Genomic DNA, 21,434 nt, shown 5'->3' on the forward strand with positions numbered 1-21,434 from the left:
TAAAAAATGGTCTTAATAATTGAATTCATGCTTCAAGAATCGCTTCTTTATTAAAATTTTTCTTAAAAAGGGTGAATACACGGTAAGAATGAATTTGGTTTTCGTTACCTTTACAAGAGCGTGTCCCAATACGCTTCAAACACAAAAACAAACACAATGAATGAAAAATTATCTTCGCTTAAAGCAGGACTATTCCTTCTGCTTTTATTGGCTTCAACCCTTATTACGGCACAGATCCAGTCTTTCCAAAATGGTAACTGGAACACGCCCTCTACCTGGGTCGGCAATATCGTGCCCAGTCAGAATGATGAGGTTCAAATAAATCATCAGGTCACTCTCTCCAATTTTACGTACCGCAATGCGAAAACCACTGTTGTGGCAGGTGCCCGGCTGGTTTTGAATCAGGGGATTCAGCATGAGTTTACCAATCCCGCAGCTTTTCCTGATGTTTCCGGTGTGCTGGAAATTGGCGCTGGCGGTTACCTTACCGGAAACGGTCCACAATATCACGTGGGTTCAGAACTCTATTATGCGTCGGGAGGGGTTTACGGCAGAAGTATCGAATGGGGTTGGGGTGCTGATATTTATAAACCTTTTAACGTTACTGTTAAAACCGGAACCTCCGTCAATATCGGAGCAAATGGGGCAACGAATCAGGAACTGGAGGTAAGGGGCAATTTAACCGTTCAGCCAAATGGGAATCTTTATATGGATTACGGAACCGACCAGATGAATCAGCCGCTGTTTGTTAAAGGCAATGCCACCGTCTATGGTCAGTTAATGCTTTCCAATAATGCGGGAGGAGATATTAAAATCAATGGGGATTTTACTTGCGAAAACAGCGGGCGTTTTTTTCCAAAAGTCAGAGCGGTAATTTTTACCGGTCTTAATGGTAGTATTCATAATGTAACCAATAATAACACTGCTGTTAATCCGTTTGTTATTCCTTATTTGGTGTATCAGCCAACCAGCGGTGCGACCACTGTAAATTTATTGGGCGCTACGAACTACCATATTTCGGCACCCAATGGCGGGGCGGTTATTCGTCATGCCTCCGGAAGCAGCAGCCGTATAAGTATCGGAGCGCGAAAACTCACGATTGGCTCTACCGGAATTGAGAATTATATCCAATATGGATCCGTGGTGAGGGGTACTACCTATATCGTCGGAGGAAATGATTCCAATCTAGAATTGCGCGGAACCGGAGATTTGGGATATTTGAATTTTATTTCGGTGCCGGTAATAGGAAGAAGTTTAAGAGATTTTACGGTAAGCAGAAGCACTGGATCGATTGGGGTGACCATTTCAACAGACCTAAAGATAATGGGACTGCTCGGTTTGCAGGGAGGCATTATACATGCCCGAAACATTATCAGTATTGACAGAACTGCATCGATCACTCCTGCCTTACCTACATCAGGAAACTTTATCATCGCGGATAAGAGTACTGGAGGAATTTTACGTAAATATCTTCCGCTGGGAAAAAATGATTTTTCCTTCCATTTTCCCATTGGTGACGAGGAGAACAGTGCAGACGGAATTAATTATTCTCCTATTGCAATCGCTATAAAAAAAGCTGATTTGCCTTTAACGCTTGCTTCTAACAGAGGTTATTTGGATGTACAGGTTAATGATGAGCCTGCTATCCCGGGAGTGGAGGATAATTACTTATCGAGATACTGGTCTGTAAAAAACGATGGGATTACAAATCCCAAATATAATGTTGTTGCAACCTTTATTCCCACTGATGTTGTCGGCGTACTAAAAGACGGTGCATATAAAGATGTGAGCCTTGATGTCTGGTATAAGGCTGGTAATGTTACGACATCTACCATCGTAGTAAACTCTGGAATAAATTTAGCGAGCGGTAATACCAATTGGATTACAGCAACTGAAAAACTGAAGAAGAATGAAATTTCCGTCAGCGGTAATGGTATTGAAATTTTCTCTGGTGATACCACTCCCGAATTGCTCGATAATACAGATTTTGGTTCAACATCTCCCGGTAATATTATTGAAAAACAGTTCAGGATCAAAAATACAGGTACTAAAAAATTGATTATTCGTGATATTTCAATTCTGAACCAGATTCCAGCTGTACCGGCACCGTTTTCCCTTATCACTACATCTGCTCCATTTAACGGAAGTTTTAGCGGAACGTTGGAACCTTCAGGAACAGTGGGTGATTATGTCGACCTCACTGTAAGTTTTACCGGAGAAATGCCGGTGGGGGATAAATTTGCTGATTTGTTCATTGACAATAATGATGCGAATGAATCTGACTATACTTTCAGAATAAAGGGTAATGTAAATGAATATGTTTCCTGTAATGGATTCAGAATTTTAGCCAACCAGAATTTTGAACCATCGGCCCCTTCACCAAATTATTCCTATACGGTAGAGGAACTTAATCCAGATGGCAATGCCATAATTGCGGGAGGGCAGGCATTTGCCAACAGTAATTTGAAATTCGATAAATTTATAGGAAGCCAGTCTCTCCAGGTATTCAGTGCGAATTCACTGGTTAAATTTTCGCCTGTCAATTTAAGTACTGCGACGGATCCTAATTTCGAATTGAGTTTGGCTGCTTTTGGTTATACCAGCGCATCCGGATTAAAATCGGGAGATTATGTACTTGTTGAGATGAGTACCGATGGCCTAGACTGGAAGCCTCAGATTCGCTTAAACGCGGGTAATAACACCAACTGGAATTATAGTTTACCGGGAACTTTTAAACGGGCATATTCAACAGGACCTGTGAGTACCATTGGCTTGGGAAATAATTCCTTGGATTTTGCAAATGTAAAATATATTATAACCGGAATACCAAAAGCTGCAACGCTATATGTTCGGATACAGCTTTATTCCCAGGATAATCAAAGTATTTGGGCTTTGGACAACGTCATGATTGTGGATAATACGTCTAGCAAAACCTGGAACGGAACCTCTTGGAATGGTGTTGATTCCAGTCCTCCTACCTTCCAGCAAAAGGCCATTATCGACGGTAATCTTACGACTACTCCGGCTACAAGTTTCTCAACCTGTGAATGCGAGGTGAAAAGCGGAAAAACTTTAACCATTGGGCCTGATTCATACGTGGAGGTTCAGGGAAATATCACCAACAATGGGGAAATCATCGTGAAAAGCGACGGAAACCTTAAGCAGATCAATAAAGACGCCGTGAATACCAATGACATCAAAGTGAGAAGAGAATTTACATGGTCTCTAGGGACATTGCGAAGAGAGTATAATTATCTTTCATCACCTGTAGAGCTAACTTCGGTTTTTACTATGAAACATATATTCGGTAACAATACAGACAATGTGCCGGTGGTGACAGTTCTCCGTGAGTCTACCAACAGTTTCGTCAATGCAGTTCCTTCTGATTATCAGAACAGTGCTGGTAAAGGATTTGCGGTGCGCGAAGCCAGATATACATATGATGGTGTGGGGACAGATGGTATTGCTCCTAATGAAGCCCAGTTTAAAGGCAAACCCAACAACGGCGATATCATTCTGCCAATTTCCTATACCCCGGGCAGAGGATATAACCTTGCAGGAAATCCTTATCCGTCAAACATAGATATCAATGCAGTTTACAATGATCCGCTTACCAAAAACATCCATCCGGAATTCAGATTCTGGGATAATACGGTAAACGCCACTTATGTGCAGATGGGAGGTGCCTATCAGGGGTACAGTTACGCCATTTTCAATGCGGCAACGGAGCCCGGTGTGGGTTATGGAGTAGCGGCTCCGGGGAATGATAAAGGCGGTCCTGCGGGAACTAAAATACCGGGAAGCATCATTAAAGTAAGCCAGGGTTTCATGGTAAGGGCAAATGCGGTAGGAGCACAGCTTAGCTTCAGGAACTCCATGCGCCGGACAACCAATGCAGGTACTCAATTTTTCGGAAAAGAGTCTCCGAGAAACCGCTACCGACTGCAGCTTGTAAAAGCCGATGGCTTCACCATACAGAACGCCATTGCCTATTTCGATGCCGGCAAAACAGATTTCGGAATCGAGGATACCAGAATCCCCAATTCTTCCGCCTCCGACGCTTTATTCACCTATGCGGGAGATGCTAAAGTGGTCATCAACGGTCGAAGCAGTTTTACTGCGGAAGATGTGCTTACGCTGGGTACAAGGCATTATACTACCGGAAACTACACCATTCAGGCCGTAGATGAAGAAGGGGAATTTGCCAGAGGACAGGCGATTTATTTGAAAGACAAAACCCTGGGCATCATCACCGACCTTACCAAGGGAGATTATTCCTTCACCAGTGAGGCCGGAGAATATACCAACCGTTTCGAGATCGTCTATACTCCGGCACTGGTGTTGGCCACAGACACCGTGGTGAAAAGTAAGCTGGAAGTGTACCGTGACGCAACGGATTTTGTGGTCAGCTCTTCTGAGCATCCTATAGCCCGTATAGAGGTCTATGACGTATCAGGAAGATTGGTACTCACTGTCCACGGACAGTCGAAAGAACTCCGTTTCAGCGCAGAACGACTCCTGAACGGTATGTACCTTCTCAAGGCTCAACTGAAAAATGGTGAGCAACTGACGAAAAAAATCAGAAAATAAAAGTTGAGCGGAAAAAACAATTCATTTTTATCATAATCAATCATGGTCGGAAGATTTCTTCCGACTTTTTTATTGCCGCACGCGTTTTCTTTAGTGAATGTTTTATCCTTTTCAGCGGTGATTTATTTTCTCCGGTGCTGCTTACTTTTTTTAAGGTTCATTAATTTGGAGAATGAAATTATTAACATCACCTCATGTCTGAATGTTAAAATCATTAACATTTTTTTATATCTTTGCCCATGAAATTGATACACAGGCGCGCTTACATAGCACTACGGTTCAATTTTTGATGTCCGCTGAAACAACACAAATTTTGATGGAAAAAAAATAATGAATTCCGGAGGTAATCCGGAACGGCTATTTTTATGAATCCCATTGAAAATTGAACTTATATGAAAAAAATTAATCTATTCTTTACCCTTCTGTTTGCAGTATTTACGCAGGCCCAGACCACGCTGGTCCAGTATCAGCTGGAGGGTAACCTTAGTCCCGATGCAGGTGCCCTGGGAAGTCCGGTTATTTCGCTGGTAAACGCTGTGAATTTCAGCTATACTGCGGGTAATCCGGGTCAGGCACTCGTAACAAATCTCAGTAAATCGAGTGCAGTAAGGTATATTAAACTGCAGATTCCTACTGCCGGTTATACTAATATTACCCTCTCTTTTGCTGGGTATTCCACAGATCCTAATACCGGGTGGCAGGTTTTTGCCAACAAAACCGGTGCGGCGCCCTCATTTAATACGGTAGCTCCGACTACTGATTATGCAGGTGCATTGAATATCGCACAGACGACCTGGACGAACTACAGTGCGGTGCTTTCCACCACAAAGAATGCTAATTTTAACGACAGCGCCGCTCCTATTACCATTTACATTGCTGCCTTTAATATTAAAGGAAGTTCGTCCGATGTAAAAATTGATAATATTAAGATTACCGGATGTAAAGCGCCATCTGCACCGGCAGCCTCATCGCCACAGACCTTCTGTGCCGGGGCTACGGTAGCAAGTCTTGTGGCCACGAAAGAGGAGCCCGCGAATACCCTGAACTGGTATGACTCCGCAGTTTCCACTACGCCGCTCTCTTCTGCGGCTTTGTTGTCAACCGGAACCTACTATGTTTCCCAGACCAATTCCTGTGGACTTACTTCTCCGAGAACCCCGGTAAGTGTAACCGTTAATCCAAATTTACCAGCCAGTGTAAGTATTTCTGCCAACCCCGGAACTACCGTGTGTTCAGGAACTCCAGTTACGTTCACCGCCACTCCTGTGAACGGGGGTACCGCCCCAGCTTACCAGTGGCAAATCAATGGCGTAAATGTCCCGGGCGCTACCGCTTCGGTCTTTACCCCATCTTCCCTGGCTAATGCCAGTCAGGTAAGGGTAATCATGACTTCAAATGCAGGTCCGTGTCTTACCGGTTCGCCGGCCACTTCGAATACCGTTACCATGACGGTAAATCCTCCCGTTTCAGCGGGGACTGTTTCCTACACTTCCAATTCGGTGTGTATCGGCGGAACAGCGACTTATTCCAGCAACGGAACACCAGGGGGAACCTGGAGCAGCAGCAATACCAATGTCGCTACGGTAAGTAATGCCGGGGTTGTAACCGGTATTGCTCCCGGGACAGCGACCATTACCTATACGATTAATTCCGGCTGTGGAACGCCGACTTCGGCTTCCGCTGATATTACGGTAAATCCTGATGTGAATGCCGGTACGGTTTCGCACAGCAATAATGTGGTATGCGTAGGATCGGCGGTAGTATATACTTCGAACGGAACCCCAGGCGGAACATGGAGCAGCAGTAATCCTGCGGTGGCCATTGTGAACAGTACCGGAATTGTTTATGGAGTTTCAGAAGGAACCGCCATCATTACCTATACTTTAAATTCCGGATGTGGCACTGTAATGTCGGCTTCTCAGCCGGTGACGGTCACCGCACTACCGGTTGCCACGGTATCTGTAATAGGCAGCGGACAGATATGCAGCAACACTTCCGCGATATTTACCATCACCGGAACACCGGGTCATATTGTGGTGTACACCATTAATAACGGCCCTGTGGAAATGATGAGCATTCCGGCGAGCGGATCTTCACAGATCGCTATTCTTAATGCCACCACAGACCAGACGCTCAGAATCATCAACGTGACCAATGGGTCGTGTACAAATTCCACTCCATCGTCTGCAACCATTACGATTGGCGGAACCTCGACTTATTCATCTGCTGGATGGAGCAACGGTCTGCCAAGCAATAATGGCCTGAGCGCGGTGATCGCCGCAGATTATGATACCGCCAACGGCAGCATTGCGGCCTGCAGCTGTACGGTAAACCCTGGCGCTACACTGACTGTTTCGCCGGATACTTTTGTAGAAGTCCTTACCGACGTGATTAACAACGGTAACCTGATTGTAATGTCGGACGGTAACCTGAAGCAGATCAATAAGGTAACCAATACGACACCGGTCACCGTAAGACGCCATCATACCCTGACCGAAGCCCGCAAAGAATACAATTTTGTCTCTTCGCCGGTCGCAGGACAGAATATGAAAATGATTTACGGTAACAATGCAGCCAACGTTCCGTTCGTTACGGTACTCAGAGAAAGTACCAACTCTTTTGTTAATGCTACGTCTTCTGATTATGGGGTGGTCGCCAAAGGATTTTCGGTAAGGGAGCCGCGATTGGCTTACGTGGATCTTTCAGGAGATAACCTCCCGGTGGATGTCGCTCAGTATAAAGGAGTTCCCAACAACGGCGATATCTCCCTGGTATTCCCTACCTACACCACGGGACGCGGTTATAATCTTGCCGGTAACCCTTATCCATCTAACCTGGATCTTATAGAGCTCTATGCCAATTCAACCACGGGGCTGATTGATCCGACCTTCAGATTCTGGGACAACAGTGTAAATGATATTTACACCCAAATGGGAGGGGCTTACCAGGGCTACAGTTACGCACTCTTCAATGCAGCCACAGATACGGACGGTTTTGGGATTGCCGCACCGGGTAACGGTACAGGACCAAAAGGCACCAAGATTCCGAACCGAGTTATCAAAGTAAGTCAGGCATTTATGGTACGGGCTACGGGAGCGGGAGCCCAGCTGAACTACAATAACAGCATGCGAAGAACATCCAACACCGATACCGTATTTTTTGGAAAATCATCAGACAGGAATCGTTACCGTCTTCAGCTCGTAAAACCTGACGGGCTTACCATTCAGAACGGCATTGCCTATTTTGAGGCGGGCAAAACAGATTTCGGAAAAGAGGATTCCAGAATTCCGAATTCCTCAGCTTCGAATGCGCTCTTCTCTTTTGCCGGTGATGCGAAAGTGGTGATTAACGGCAGAAGTGCATTTACAACAGGAGACATTGTGCAGTTAGGACTTCGTCATTTCACCGCGGGAACCTATAAAATTCAGGCGGTTGACAGAGAAGGGGTTTTCGCCGGGGGACAGTCGGTTTATCTTAAAGACAAACAGTTGGGAGTGATCGCCGACCTTACGGAGGGTGATTATGTTTTCAGCAGTGAAGCGGGCGAGTTTACCAACCGTTTCGAAATTGTGTATGTTAAAGAGCAGAAACTGGCTACAGTGCAGTCTGTGAAAAACGGCATCGAGGTGTACCGGGATCAAAATGATTTTGTGGTTCGTTCTCAGACCGAGAATCTTGAATACCTGGAGCTTTATGATGCATCGGGCCGACTGCTGCATATGGTAAAGGGTAAATCAAATGAAATCCGTTTCAACGCCGAGTCGCTGCTAAACGGAATGTATCTGCTCAAAGCCAAAGCTAAAGACGGTGATTATTTCACGAAGAAAATCAGAAAATAACTGAAATTTATGTGACAGGAGAAGCGCTTGAAAAAGCGCTTCTTTTTTTGGTTTTTACGGTGGCAGAATTCAGGGAATTTTTAAGAATCATAAGCGATTATGCTGCATTATATCACATTTGTGGGTCAAGAATTAATCGTCTCCACCGTGCAACGATGGATAATGAGACTTTAGTAGTGACAAAAGCAATTGTAGCAGAGCAAATGGCGAGTAGTGATTAGGTCATTCTATACGTGCCGTTGGTCACGCTGTAAGCGTCTCCATAGTGGAAGCTAGCAACTTGGGAGAGACTCCTACTTAGTGGCAAAGCGCTGGGTATAAATACCTGTTAAGAAAAGTTATAAGCGTCTCTCCAAATCGCAGGTTACGATCTTTGAGGAGACTAACTCGATCGAACCGCTTCGCTAGGTTTGCTGAGGAGTGACAAAGGGCTGGAACAAAGGCTTGGAAAAGAAGTAAATTCCGGCCAGAGACTTTAGATTTTAATTCTACATTTTGTTTAGATAGTTTGTCATGCTGTAAGCGTCCCCACAGTGAAAGTAAGTAACTTTGGAGAGACTGACTCGGTAGAACCGCTTCGCTGGGTTTCCTAAGGTGTGACAAAGCACAGTATTAACGACGCAAAGCAAAGAGAATCACCATATAGTTCCGAATTTTTAACCCTTAATGAGTATTATCGTATATGTTGTGCTAACGTTTGCTACAGGCACTGCATTGACATCTTATTTTCCCGGGTGTCCCAGTTTCCAAATCAACTGTTATAAAATTTCCTTAAGTATTATGTTAATAAATTAATAGTAATATATTTGTATAAACAGAAAATTATTAAAATTGAGTTTTCCCGTTTTTTAAATAATTATTATACCTTTGTCAAAATTTTTAATACTTACGAATCTCATGCGGAAAATTATTGCTGCGGTCTTTATATTCTTATCAGCTATCACTTATTCACAATGGTCCAATACATCATTCTCCGAGGCGGAAACTGTGGAACAGGGATCTCCCTCCTCCAGTGCTCCGGAGCCTAGACAGGAACAGTATATCGAAACTGAAGCAGCTCCTGCCGGTATTCCTTGTTCTGGCCAAAGTACAACGACTGCAGAAGATTGTGATTGCGACGGTATTCTAGATATCGTAGATGATGACATGGATTGTGCTCCACCTAACCCGTCTGACCCGATCCCCATCGATGATTACATCCTCCTGCTGCTGATAATCGCAGTGGGACTTATTGCCTACAAAACTTACGGCAGGAAATCCCTGTCCAGATGATACCGCAAACCCGAAATCAGTTTCGGGTTTTTGCCTTGGATTATTAATGAAATCGATGTGTACGAAAAGTTTCTGAAACCCGTTATAGATGTTATTGCCGCACTTATAGCTTTGGTCTTGCTGAGTCCGGTTTTATGTGGAGTTGCTTTGATTCTGGTTTTGGTCAATGGTGGAAGTTCCTTTTTTATTCAGACCAGACCGGGCAGGAACGGAAGACTTTTTAAAATCATCAAGTTTAAGACGATGAATGATAAAAGGGATGAATATGGCAGGCTGCTGCCTGATTACCGCCGGCTTACTTTTTTCGGCAGGCTGGTAAGGAAGACTTCGCTGGACGAGCTGCCGCAATTGATTAATGTGCTGAAGGGCGACATGAGCCTGGTGGGGCCGCGTCCCCTGCTTCCCGAATACCTTGCGCTCTACAGCCCAGAACAGCAGAAAAGACACGACGTGAAACCCGGTATTACGGGCTGGGCACAGGTGAACGGCAGGAACGCCATTTCCTGGGAAGAGAAATTTGCCTACGACGTGGAATATGTTGAAAATATATCTTTAGCGCTGGATGCCAGAATCCTCCTGATTACGATAGCGAAAGTGCTGAAAAGGCAGGATGTGAATGCCGGTAACAATATGACGATGGAAGCTTTTAAAGGAAATAAAGCATGATTTTATATGGATCCGGAGGTCAGGCGAAAGTCATTTACGACCTCATACTTTCGAATAATCACCTGCTGGAGTATCTGGTAGATGACCGGCCGAACGGAAACTTTCCGCACCATCTGCCCGTGTATGCCCCCGCAGAGGAACTCATAAGGAATAAGAAAGTCATTATCGCTGTTGGTGACAACACTACGCGTGAAAAGATTTACCACCGGATCAAAGACTGGTGCGACTTTGAAACCCTGCAGCATTCCAGCGCTTACGTTTCCCGTTTTTCTACGGTAGGCGAGGGTACGGTGATCATGCCTCAGGTGTGCATCAATGCAGAAGTGACCATTGGCAGACACTGCATCATCAATACTGCATGTACGGTGGAGCACGAATGTGTGATTGAGGATTTTGTGCACATTTCCCCGAAAGCCTCGCTGGCAGGAAACATTATGGTGAAGAAAGGCGCCCATATCGGTATCGGTGCCTGTATTATTCAGGGCGTAACGATCGGTGAAAATGCCATGATCGGCGCAGGAGCCGTGGTGCTGCGGGATGTGCCGCCCCACGCGGTGGTGGTAGGAAATCCCGGTAAAATTATAAAAATGAGAGAAGAACATGGAACAATCTAAAATATGGCTTTCGTCGCCCCACATGGGCGGAGGAGAGATGAAATATATCCAGGAGGCGTTTGACGAAAACTGGATCGCCCCGCTGGGGCCCAATGTGAACGGGCTGGAGCAGGATCTGGAGCATTTTCTGGATGAAAAAGGCATTTATGTAGCGGCGCTAAGTTCCGGCACTGCAGCCGTGCATCTTTCCCTGATTCTGCTGGATGTGAAGCCCGGCGATTTTGTCATCTGCCAGTCGCTGACGTTTTCTGCTTCCGCGAATCCTATCGTTTATATGGGTGCTACCCCGATTTTTGTGGACAGTGAGAAGGATACCTGGAATCTTTGTCCGAACGCCGTGGAAGACGCCATTAAATTCGGAATTTCGAAAGGAAAAAAACCGAAAGCCATTATCGCGGTCGCTCTTTACGGGATGCCCTATAAGGCCGATGAAATTAAAGCGATCTCTGAAAAATATGATATTCCGGTTATTGAAGACAGTGCTGAAGCCCTTGGAAGTTCATATAAAAACCAGAAATGCGGAACCTTCGGTGATCTGGCGGTACTGAGTTTCAACGGAAACAAGATCATCACCACTTCGGGTGGCGGTGCCCTGATTCTGAAAGACAAAGCTTTTAAAAAGAAGGCCGTCTTCCTTTCTACCCAGGCAAAAGATGACGCTCCCCACTATGAACATACCAATATCGGTTATAACTACCGCATGAGTAATATCTGTGCCGGAATCGGACGCGGACAGATGGAGGTGCTTCATCAGCGGGTGGAACAGCGCAGGGCTAACCACCGTTTTTATGCGGAACTCTTTAAAGACTTCCAGGGGTTTGCCCTTCATGCTGAACCGAACAGTGACTATTATTCGAATCACTGGCTGAGCGTGGTCTGTGTGGATTCGGCCTGTGGAATCACTCCTGAAGCCGTAAGGCTTGCGGCACAGAAGGAGAATATTGAGACCAGGCCCATCTGGAAACCCATGCACCTGCAGCCGGTATTTAAAAACTCTTTGTATTTTGGTTCTGATCTCGCTGAGAAGTGTTTTGAGACCGGTCTCTGTCTTCCTTCCGGCTCTAATCTCACCGAAAATGATTTTGCCCGGATCAGTCACCTGTTTGCTGAAATCTTCAGTTTATCTTAAATTAAATATCTGTAACTGTATAATATTTCGTATTATTACAACTCGATTTCCGGCTGAGTTTGGGATCGTATCCTAATTATTATTTAAAGCTATGGGCTTTGGCAAGAATCTGAAAACTAAACTGTACAGCGGCGATAACCTGATGAACCTGTCGGATGTAAGGTACCTGCCGCGCTGGGTTGTTCTTTTTATCGATATTTTCTTTATTTCGCTCGCGATCTTTTTTTCGTGCTACCTTATTGAAAAACTGAGTTACAGCACCATTCAGGTGTTTTCGCACCGGGGTCTCATGTACCTGCTGATCCTGGGGGTGAGTGTGGTGTTCATGTTTATGTTCCGTACGTTTTCGGGCATCATCCGGCATTCCACTTTTATCGATTTATTCAAGCTTTTTCTGGCGACCCTCAGCACGACGGTGGTGGTAGGATTCGGAAGTTTTGGGTATTATTTTGTGACCGGGCAGCGCGTCATCCACATGTCTATTCCGTTCCTGGCGATCTTTTTCGCGACGTCGTTTATCCTGCTTTTCCTTTTCCGGCTTTTTGTAAAGGAATTTTTCCACATCATCCGCGAATTCCGCAGGAGTACGCTGAGGAAAAGAATTCTGGTGCTGGGCATCGATGAACAGTCGGTAGCGGTGGCGCGTGCCATTCTCGACAATCCCAATGTGCCTTACCATATTGTGGGGTTTCTTACCCAGAGACATGATTACCGCAGGGCCAATTTATTAGGCAAACCCATTTACGGCAAAGAGCGGATTGAGAAAAACAGCAAAGATGACCTGATGCTGGACGGTGTGGTTCTGGTAAAAGAGATGATGACGAAAGAGGAAATGAATTCGTGGGTGAATCTTTTCCTGGAGAAAGACTTGCAGGTTTTTAAAGCCCCTTCGGTACAGAAGCTCCGCGATAATGATATTGAAGGTTCCATTAAATCCCTTCAGATTGAGGATTTGCTGAACCGTAAGCCGATCCGCATTGAGAATGAGGACCTGAAAAAGCGGCATGCCGGAAAATCGATTCTCATCACTGGTGGGGCAGGTTCCATCGGCAGTGAGATCGTGCGGCAGGTAGCTATGCTGGAACCAGACCTTATTGTGGTACTTGATCAGGCCGAAACGCCGCTCTACGACATTGAAATGGAAATGACCGCTAAATTTCCGAGGATCCGGTTTAAGTTCATTCTGGCCGACATTTCGAACCGTCACCGAATCGAACCGCTCTTCCAGAAGTTTCAGTTTTCGATGGTGTATCACGCGGCGGCCTATAAGCATGTTCCGCTGATTGAGGAAAATCCGCATGAAGGCATTCTGGTAAATATCCTGGGCAGCAAGAACCTTTCGACCCTTGCGAGCAAATATAAGGTGAACCGTTTCGTAATGATCTCTACGGATAAAGCAGTAAAACCTACCAATGTAATGGGTGCCTCGAAAAGGGCGGCAGAACTCTTTGTACAGGCCCTTCAGAATACCGAAAACAATACCACGAAATTTATTACCACCCGTTTTGGGAATGTTCTGGGGTCGAATGGCTCGGTGATTCCACACTTCAAGAAACAGATTGAAAAGGGTGGTCCGGTAACGATTACGCATCCCGATATCGTAAGGTATTTCATGACGATTCCTGAAGCCTGTGATCTGGTCCTCCAGGCCGGAACCATGGGAAAGGGAGGTGAAATCTTTGTTTTCGACATGGGCGACCCGGTGAAAATTCTGGATCTGGCGACCCGGATGATCAAGCTTTCCGGTTTTGAACCGCATACCGACATCAAGATCATTTACACCGGATTGAGGCCTGGAGAAAAACTCTACGAGGAGCTTTTGAGCGACGATGCCAAGACCCTGCCGACCCACAACGAGAAAATCCTGATTTCAAAAGACCCGAATATGGAGTTTAAAGCCATTGAGCAGTTTACCAGTCAGATCATCAAAGCAGCTTTAAGAAGGGAGAAGACAGAAGTGGTAAAGATTCTTAAAGATATTGTGCCTGAATTCAAAAGCAACAATTCCGTTTACGAAGTTTTGGATAAGTAAGATAGAATTGTATATTTGCAATCCTCGATATTTTTAAAAGACTCATGATAAAAAACATATTCTCCTTATTTTTCCTTGTCTCAGTGCTGCTTATTTCGTGCGGAACCCGCAGTCAGGCTGGTGATATCAACTATATGCAGAATGTGGAGCAGGCGGCGACGGAAGCTGCGCTGAAAAACTCCGCTTCCACGATCCAAAAAGGGGACCAGCTGGTGATTTTCGTTTCCGCAAAAAATATGGAAGTCGCAAGACCTTTCAACCAGGCATACTATACCACCCAGAACCCGGCAGGCACTACGGCCCCGAACACCGAGAAAACCTATCTCGTAGATTCTGAAGGGAATATTGATTTTCCGATTATCGGGCAGATTTCCACCACCGGCAAAAACCTGGAGGAGGTAAAGGCTGAACTTACACATAAGGTTTCTACTTATATTAAAGATCCTGTTGTTACAGTAAGGCTGAGCAATTTTAAAGTCACCGTTTTGGGCGAGGTAACAAGACCCGGACAGTATACCATTCCCGAAGGTCAGACCACGCTTCTGAATGCGATAGGTTTAGCGGGAGATTTAACCATCTACGGAAAACGCGATGACATTCTCCTGGTAAGAAATGAAAACAGTACCATCACGAAGGAACGCATTAACCTCATGGATGCCAACTTCATCAATTCGCCTTATTTCCAGCTGAAACAGGGAGACGTGATTTATGTATCTGCCAACCAGACGAAAGAAAAGATTTCGCGTCAGGACCCCAATACCAGTCTTTACCTTGCGATTGCCGGTACTGTTATCGGACTTGCGGGAATCTTCATCACGATCTTTAAAAAATAACTTCAGACCAGAATAATGAGCCAGATCCCCAATGCGGAAGCTGAAGCTTCTAACGATATCAATTTAAATGAAATTATAAAACCGTATCTGCGAAAGCGGTGGTGGTTTGTACTGTCGGTGCTTGTTTTTATAGCGCTTGCAGTATTTTATATCAAAACAGCGACTCCGGTGTACAGTGTTAAATCCACTGCACTGATCAAGGATACCAAGAAGACGCCTTCCGGGGAAATGGGAATGCTCTCTGAGCTTGGAGGATTCGGAAGCATGGGTACCAACAGCATTGAGAATGAGATTTTGGTGCTGAAGAGCAAGAAACTGATGAACGATGTGGTGACCGAACTTGGACTGCAGACCTCGCTCAAGAGCAAGAACGGCTTTACCGAGCGGGAACTCTATGGCAAGAGTGCACCGGTCATCATTCAACTGATCAGCGAAAAGCCTTATGATGAGCCGGTCAAAGAACCGCTTATTCTGAAGATTTCAGGCGACAAGCTGGAACTCAGTTCTGAAGAGCTCCCGAAAACCATTGTTACCACTTATAAGAAGACCGTGAATCTGCCTTATGCCAATATCATGATTCTGAAGAATCCGGCGTACGAACCTGATCGTAACGAGAAGCTGGGCGAACTGCAGATCACGTACATGCCCACGCCGGCGGCAGTGAACAGCTACCAGAAAATGACCAAGGTGGATCTGGTGAACAAGGACGCCACGGTTCTGGAGCTTTCCATCAATTATTCAAACATTGATAAGGCACGCAATATCATCAACAGATTGGTACAGGCTTATAATAATGATGCGATCAGCGATAAGAACGCCGAGTCCAAAAAGACTAAGGATTTCATCGATGAAAGGGTAGGCATTATTGCCAATGAATTAGGCGAAGTGGAAAGCCAGAAAGAACAGTTTAAAGTAGCGAATAAGATAACGGATATTCCAACGGAAGCTTCGCTAACGCTGGGAAGTTCGGAGACCGCGCGGGCCAGACTTTTGGAAACGGATACGCAGCTGCAGCTTACAAACGACTTGATTTCGTATATGTCGAGGCTGGGTAGCAACCAGACTTTGCCTTCAAGTGTCGGGCTCAGCAATCCTACCGCTTCGGCGAATATCAATGCCTACAACCAGCTCATTCTGGAAAGAAACAGTTTGCTCGAGAACGCAACCCCGCAGAACCCTGTGGTAGCAGATCTGAACCGACAGATTGCTGTGCTGCGCTCTTCGGTGCTTGACGGTCTGGTGAAACACCGGGTAGGGCTCGAGACTGCCAGAAACCAGATTGCAGGCGAGCAGAGTGTAATCAATTCCAAAATCACGAAAATGCCGGCTCAGGAAAAGCTCTTCAGAAGTATTGAAAGGCAGCAGCAAATTAAGGAAAATCTTTATCTCCTTCTTTTACAGAAAAGGGAGGAAGCTGCGATTTCTTTGGCCATTACGGCACCAAAAGCCAGAATTATTGATACTGCTTTTGCTTCGGAGAAACCTGTAGCACCCAAAAAAATGATTATTCTGGGCGCAGCCCTTCTGTTTGGTATGCTGATTCCTTTTGCCTTTATTTATATAAGAGAACTCTTCAATAATAAGATTCGCTCTAAACATGATCTGGAGAAACTTTCGCATGCACCTATTCTCGGCGAACTGCCAAGTGTAGCAAGAGGACAGAGTGAACTTGTAGAGGTGAATGATCTCTCACCAATGGCCGAGGCCTTCAGGATCATTATAACCAATATGAACTTCCTGCTTCCGAAGAAGGAAAAAGGGAAAACGGTATTTGTTTCTTCCTCCGTAAAGGGTGAAGGTAAAACTTTCGTTTCGGTTAATTTAGCTCTTACGTTGGCAAGTGGCAAAAACCGGGTCCTGATTATAGGTTCAGACGTCCGAAATCCGCAGCTTCAGCGTTATAATCCTTCCCGAAAAGGGCTGGCCGGCTTAACGGAGTATCTGCATGATGACCAGACGACCCTTCAGGACATCATCCATGTTTCCAGTTTCAATCCTAACTGCGATGTTATTTATTCAGGAAGCATCCCTCCAAATCCTACGGAACTGCTTTCCAACGGCAGATATGAGCAACTTATTGAGGAGGTAAAACCACTGTACGATTATATTATTCTTGATACTGCGCCGCTGATGCTTGTAACAGATACCTTCCTCTTTGCAGAAATGGCAGATGCTACGGTATACGTTACCCGTTCCGGATACACTGAAAAAGGTCTGATTGATTTTGCAAATAAGCAGATTGATACAAACAAGATTAAAAATGTGGCCTTCGTACTGAACGATGTGAACAAAGACTATTTCGGGTATGGAAATAAATATGGATATGGTTATCAGGCAGAGGAAAGAACAATCTGGCAGAAGATTAAAGATGAATTTTTCTTATAGGAACACGAGATAAGATTAAAGAGAAGACGAAAGTTTTATTGAACATAATAGTACAAATCAATTTGTAATAAACAACTATAGATCAATTATCCTCATCACTTATTACCTGCTGACAGAATTATAATTCTGTATAATTATAGTTGTGACTGCAGAATCACTTATTAATAATTAGAAATTCCTGATAAAAGTTCATTTTAGTTTTGATTATAATACCACGTGAGCTTTTGATAATTCTGGTTATATAATTATTTTGGTAGAATTGATATTGGGAATTAAGGATAGTAAAATACTTCTTTTTAATTTGACAACTTTACTTAATATAAAACAATGTTTAAAGATAAAACACTTTTAATTACGGGTGGTACTGGATCATTTGGAAATGCAATGCTTAAGGGTTTTTTGAATTCTGAATTGAAAGAAATACGGATTTTCAGCAGGGACGAAAAGAAGCAGGAGGATATGCGAATTGAGTACAAAAATGATAAACTCAATTTCGTTATTGGTGATATCCGAGATTATAACAGTATAAACGCTGCAATGAAAGGAGTAGATTTTGTTTTTCATGCTGCTGCCCTAAAACAAGTACCTTCATGTGAGTTTTATCCATTGCAAGCAGTTCAAACTAATATATTGGGAGCAGAAAACGTTTTAGAAGCTGCTGCAAATAATAATGTACAAAGAGTAGTGGTGTTGAGTACGGATAAGGCGGTCTATCCGATCAATGCAATGGGGATTTCCAAGGCTATGATGGAAAAGATGACCGTTGCAAAAGCTAGAGATCCACGGGTTAAAAGTATAGATGCAATTTATACAGCAACTCGCTATGGAAATGTAATGTGTTCTAGAGGCTCTATTATTCCATTATTTATTAAACAAATCAAAGAAAAAAAACCATTAACCATTACTAATCCTGAAATGACTCGATTTATGATGTCGTTAGATGATTCGGTTGAATTAGTAATGTTCGCTTTTACCAACGGAAATCCGGGAGATATTTTTGTTCAAAAATCGCCGGGAGCGACCATTCAAGTTTTAGCACAAGCATTGATAGAATTATTTAATGCGGAGAACGAAATTTTGATTATAGGGGAAAGACATGCTGAAAAGAAATATGAAACTCTGTGTTCCAAAGAAGAAATGTCGAAAGCAGAAGATTTAGGTAAATTCTATCGAGTTCCTGCTGATTTTAGAGATTTAAATTATACCAAATATGTACAAGAAGATGGTCCAAAATTAATTAATCAAGAATATAATTCTGATAACACAGAAAGACTAAGTGTTGAAGAATTGAAAGAACTTCTTCTTACTTTAGATTATGTACAAGACGAATTAGCCACTCACAATAAATAATACAAGATGCTACCATTAGTTCAGACTTCCATTCCGCCAAGAGAGATTTTGATGCCAAAATTGGAAGCAATTTTATATAGCGGCTATGTTGCACAAGGTGAAGCTGTAGAACAGTTTGAAAGAAAATTTGAAGAATATATTGGCGGCGGTCACACGCTTTCACTCAATTCTGGAACGGCGGCTTTGCATATCGCGCTGATATTGTCAGGGGTGAAAGAAGGCGACGAAGTCATCAGTACTGCTTTAACAGCAGAACCTACCAATACTTCCATCAAAGCAGTTGGTGCAAAAATCAGATATGCAGATGTGGATATTGCTACTGGAAATATCTCACCAGATTCTATCGAAAAAAACATCAATCCCAAGACAAAAGCCATTATCGTAGTCGATTACGCTGGAATTCCGGTTGATATAAAACGTATTCAGGAGATTTCTGAGAAACACAATATTCCGGTAGTTCAGGATGCAGCACACGCTTTAGGTTCGAAATTTAATGGTAGAAAAGCAGGAAATCATTTCCCTTTTACCGTCTATTCTTTTCAGGCAATTAAGCATTTAACCACTATTGACGGTGGTGCTTTGCAAATTCAGGACAAAAAATTGTACGAAAAAGGAAAAGTTATTCGTTGGTTTGGTTTAGACAAAAAACTGAGCCGAATGGAGAATAATATTACAATGCAAGGCTATAAGTATCACATGAATAATGTGAATGCCACAATAGGATTGATTCAATTAGAAAACATCGAAGAGCTTGTACAAAAATATATTACAAACGGGAAATATCTAGATGAGCAACTGAAAGACGTAAAAGGCGTTGAACTGATTCAATACTACCCGAATACAGAACCTTCTTATTGGCTTTACACCATCAAGGTCGAAAACAGGGAAGCATTCATCAAAAAAATGGCAGACAACGATATCATGGCGTCGGAACTGCATAAAAGAAGCGATTCTCATACTTATCTGAATGATTTTAATTTAAAATTGCCAAACCTGGATGAATTCTACAGCAAAATGGTGCACCTCCCGTGTGGATGGTGGGTCACCAAAGAAGATTGTGATAAAATGGTCGATATAATAAAAGGCGGTTGGTAATGGTATCTATCTACAAACCATTTATGCCGGAGCATATTACAGAAGGCATAAACGAAATTTTATATTCAGGCCAATTGGCCTACGGAAAATATGGCAGAGAGTTTGAAAAAACTCTCTCTCAGTTTATTGGCAACCCAGATATACTAACTACAGCAACGTATAACCAAGCTTTATTAATGGTTTTGTCGATTTTGGATTTAAAACCTGGAGACGAAATTATTGCAAGCCCTGTCAGTTGTTTAGCGAGCAATCAACCATTTGCCGTAAAAAATCTTACAATCAAATGGATCGATGTTGACCCAGAAACCAGCGCAATGGATGTTTCGCAACTGAATTCACTGATTACAAAAGATACAAAAGCAATTTTCAACAATCTTTTTTGCGGCTATGCAGGAGAATTGGATGAAGTGTACAACATCGCAAAAGAATTCGGAATTCCTGTGATAGATGATTGTATAGAAGCTTTCGGGACAGAATACAAAGGAAAAAAAACAGGAAACACCGGTGCAGATATGACGGTTTTTTCTTTCCAAACGGTTCGTTTACCAAATACCATTGATGGTGGTGCAATCGCTTTCAACAACAAAGTTTTTTTTGAAAAAGCAAGGTTGGTAAGAGATTACGGCATCGAAAGAGCCAATTTCCGTCTGGAGAATGGCGAAATCAATCCCAATTGCGATATTTCTATAGAAGGATATGGCGCCACAATGAGCGAAATAAATTCTTACATCGGGTTTAAGCAAATGCAAGAAATAGAAGTCCTATTTACCAAACAGAAAGCCAATGCAGAAAAATGGAATACATTTTTTGCAAAACAAACAAATGCAAAACCGCTGCATTTGAATGAAAATGTAAACCCGAATTATTGGGTGTACGGTGTTTTGGCAGAAAACAAAACAGAGTTTCTGCAACAAATGAAAGACAAAGGCTTCTACGCAACCGGAGTTCACATCAATAACAATATTTATTCTGTCTTTAAGAATAATGAAAACTTGCCAGGAGTGAACGAGTTCATGAAAAAATATGTAGCAATACCATCCGGTTGGTGGGTAAATTTATAATTCCAATGAAATTTACAACTTCGATCATTAAACATTCTGATATTTCGGAAGAAGAACTGACAGAAATCTGTAAGCTGAAGGCAATACGATGGGAATACACACTAAAACAGCATAAAAAATGGATGGCTGAGAACATCAGACCCAATGATTTTCATGTATTGATTAAAGATGGAGAAGAATCCATTGCTTATACCAATTTGGTTGACATAACTGCTATCATCAATTTTAAAAATGTCAGCGTACGAGGTATTGGCAATGTTTGCACCTCAGAAACGGGAAAAGGTTTTGGAAATGTTTTGATGGAAGAAGTAAACAAAGTTTTGGTTGCGCATGACTGGAAGGGAATTTTGCTTTGCATAGATCATCTTGTTCCTTACTACGAAAAGTTCGATTGGAAATTGGTTGACAAAAATACCATCAAAACTGAAAAATTCAGTGATATCAATTTCATGATCTACAATTTTGAAGATGTAGTGACATCGTTGGAATATGCTGATAGGAATTTTTAGTTTTGTTAGATTAAGACTAGCTGCATTGACCTAATTTTTTCAGCTTCGATACTATTTAA

Annotated in this window: 14 protein-coding genes; all 14 read left to right on the forward strand. The window is 43.3% G+C overall.

The annotated features are described in order from the left end of the window. Window positions 1-156 precede the first annotated feature (156 nt). The 14 genes from OK344_RS01110 (at window position 157) to OK344_RS01175 (ending at window position 21,375) form a co-directional block, all read left to right on the forward strand. On the forward strand, window positions 157-4,590 hold the full coding sequence (locus tag OK344_RS01110; RefSeq protein WP_265143053.1) for a RemA C-terminal-like gliding motility protein: 4,434 nt from the start codon (window positions 157-159) through the stop codon (window positions 4,588-4,590). A gap of 392 nt (window positions 4,591-4,982) precedes the next feature. After that, entirely contained in the window at window positions 4,983-8,429 is a 3,447-nt protein-coding gene (locus OK344_RS01115) for a RemA C-terminal-like gliding motility protein (protein ID WP_265143054.1), read from the forward strand. 11 nt (window positions 8,430-8,440) lie between these two features. Next, window positions 8,441-8,650: a hypothetical protein gene (locus OK344_RS01120; protein ID WP_265143055.1), complete on the forward strand. Its 210-nt coding sequence runs from the start codon at window positions 8,441-8,443 to the stop codon at window positions 8,648-8,650. Window positions 8,651-9,416: 766 nt separating this feature from the next. Then, window positions 9,417-9,701, forward strand: a complete 285-nt coding sequence (locus OK344_RS01125; RefSeq protein ID WP_265143056.1) for a hypothetical protein — start codon at window positions 9,417-9,419, stop codon at window positions 9,699-9,701. A 57-nt stretch (window positions 9,702-9,758) separates the two neighbouring features. After that, complete coding sequence (locus OK344_RS01130) at window positions 9,759-10,367, forward strand: sugar transferase (protein ID WP_265143598.1); 609 nt, start codon at window positions 9,759-9,761, stop codon at window positions 10,365-10,367. After that, a complete protein-coding gene (locus OK344_RS01135; RefSeq protein WP_265143057.1) occupies window positions 10,364-10,981 on the forward strand; it encodes an acetyltransferase in 618 nt (205 codons plus the stop codon). The genes OK344_RS01130 and OK344_RS01135 overlap by 4 nt, the downstream gene beginning before the upstream one ends. Continuing rightward, on the forward strand, window positions 10,968-12,110 hold the full coding sequence (locus OK344_RS01140; RefSeq protein ID WP_265143058.1) for a DegT/DnrJ/EryC1/StrS family aminotransferase: 1,143 nt from the start codon (window positions 10,968-10,970) through the stop codon (window positions 12,108-12,110). The genes OK344_RS01135 and OK344_RS01140 overlap by 14 nt, the downstream gene beginning before the upstream one ends. Before the next feature lie 91 nt (window positions 12,111-12,201). After that, window positions 12,202-14,142, forward strand: coding sequence for a polysaccharide biosynthesis protein (locus OK344_RS01145; protein WP_265143059.1), 1,941 nt, complete (start codon window positions 12,202-12,204; stop codon window positions 14,140-14,142). Between the two features lie 44 nt (window positions 14,143-14,186). Then, window positions 14,187-14,975 (forward strand): polysaccharide biosynthesis/export family protein, encoded by a 789-nt coding sequence (locus OK344_RS01150; RefSeq protein ID WP_265143060.1) that lies wholly within the window; start codon window positions 14,187-14,189, stop codon window positions 14,973-14,975. A gap of 15 nt (window positions 14,976-14,990) precedes the next feature. Then, entirely contained in the window at window positions 14,991-17,360 is a 2,370-nt protein-coding gene (locus OK344_RS01155; RefSeq protein ID WP_265143061.1) for a GumC family protein, read from the forward strand. Window positions 17,361-17,687: 327 nt separating this feature from the next. Next, on the forward strand, window positions 17,688-18,710 hold the full coding sequence (locus OK344_RS01160) for a polysaccharide biosynthesis protein (RefSeq protein ID WP_265143062.1): 1,023 nt from the start codon (window positions 17,688-17,690) through the stop codon (window positions 18,708-18,710). A gap of 6 nt (window positions 18,711-18,716) precedes the next feature. Continuing rightward, window positions 18,717-19,805: a DegT/DnrJ/EryC1/StrS family aminotransferase gene (locus OK344_RS01165; RefSeq protein WP_265143063.1), complete on the forward strand. Its 1,089-nt coding sequence runs from the start codon at window positions 18,717-18,719 to the stop codon at window positions 19,803-19,805. Continuing rightward, complete coding sequence (locus OK344_RS01170) at window positions 19,805-20,866, forward strand: DegT/DnrJ/EryC1/StrS family aminotransferase (protein WP_265143064.1); 1,062 nt, start codon at window positions 19,805-19,807, stop codon at window positions 20,864-20,866. The genes OK344_RS01165 and OK344_RS01170 overlap by 1 nt, the downstream gene beginning before the upstream one ends. A 5-nt stretch (window positions 20,867-20,871) precedes the next feature. Beyond that, a complete protein-coding gene (locus OK344_RS01175; RefSeq protein ID WP_265143065.1) occupies window positions 20,872-21,375 on the forward strand; it encodes a GNAT family N-acetyltransferase in 504 nt (167 codons plus the stop codon). Window positions 21,376-21,434: the final 59 nt, after the last annotated feature.

The sequence above is a fragment of the Kaistella yananensis genome (genome assembly GCF_026107505.2).
In the GTDB taxonomy this organism is placed as follows: Bacteria; Bacteroidota; Bacteroidia; order Flavobacteriales; family Weeksellaceae; genus Kaistella; species Kaistella yananensis.